The organism is Paenibacillus marchantiophytorum (genome assembly GCF_014640555.1).
GTDB classification, from domain to species: domain Bacteria; phylum Bacillota; class Bacilli; order Paenibacillales; family NBRC-103111; genus Paenibacillus_E; species Paenibacillus_E marchantiophytorum.
Genome location: NZ_BMHE01000129.1, coordinates 1 through 889, shown reverse-complemented (window position 1 = coordinate 889; position 889 = coordinate 1). Strand labels below are relative to the sequence as shown.

General features: G+C 47.9%; 2 tRNA genes and 3 rRNA genes. All 5 read right to left on the bottom strand.

Going from position 1 to position 889, the window contains the following annotated elements:
- Nucleotides 1–100, bottom strand: a 23S ribosomal RNA gene (locus IEY34_RS36255); the annotation flags it as partial.
- A 218-nt stretch (nucleotides 101–318) separates the two neighbouring features.
- Nucleotides 319–394: transfer RNA gene (locus tag IEY34_RS36250), tRNA-Ala, on the bottom strand.
- A 19-nt stretch (nucleotides 395–413) separates the two neighbouring features.
- Nucleotides 414–490: transfer RNA gene (locus tag IEY34_RS36245), tRNA-Ile, on the bottom strand.
- A gap of 83 nt (nucleotides 491–573) precedes the next feature.
- Nucleotides 574–690, bottom strand: a 5S ribosomal RNA gene (gene rrf / locus IEY34_RS36240).
- Between the two features lie 124 nt (nucleotides 691–814).
- Nucleotides 815–889 (bottom strand): 16S ribosomal RNA (locus IEY34_RS36235); the annotation flags it as partial.

Here is an 889-nt window from a genome sequence, read left to right as displayed (position 1 = left end):
AAAGCCTGCTTACGGCTCCCCGAGGCATTTCGTCGTTCGCCACGTCCTTCTTCGGCTCCTAGTGCCTAGGCATCCTCCGTGTGCTCTTTCTAGCTTAACCTAGAAAAAACTTTAAAGATTTTTGTGTAACCCGAAGGTTAACACAACCTAAGTTCTTACTTTACGTTTCATTTCGTTATCTAGTTTTCAAGGAACAACGTTGTTGCAATGTGACTCAATTATCCTTGCCCTATGTCAGCAGCGAAAGTTATCTTATCACATCTTCTTACCGCATTTCAAGTCGAAATTTCTTGGAAATTCCTGTCTTAAAATGTCTTTTGGTGGAGCCAAGCGGGATCGAACCGCTGACCTCCTGCTTGCAAGGCAGGCGCTCTCCCAGCTGAGCTATGGCCCCATACGATTATGAAAATAATTGGTTGGCCCTAGTGGACTCGAACCACCGACCTCACCCTTATCAGGGGTGCGCTCTAACCAGCTGAGCTAAGGGCCATTATGTGTTTGGGATAAACTTCCCAAAATAAAAACCCACCTACAAGATTTCGAAGCTTTCTCCGAAAGCTTGCCATGGGTATCGCTTGGCAACGTTCTACTCTCCCAGAACCCTGCGGTTCAAGTACCATCGACGCTGGAGGGCTTAACGGTCGTGTTCGAGATGGGAACGCGTGGGTCCCCTCCGCCATCATCACCAAACGAGTGCAACATGGTGTTAGCCATCCTGCTGAAAGATTGCTCTTTCAAAACTGAACACGAGTGAGTAAGCGGTTTTGTGTGTTAAACACACTTGACTGGATCTATCAGATCCGAGTCTCCATAGAAAGGAGGTGATCCAGCCGCACCTTCCGATACGGCTACCTTGTTACGACTTCACCCCAATCATCTACCCCACCTT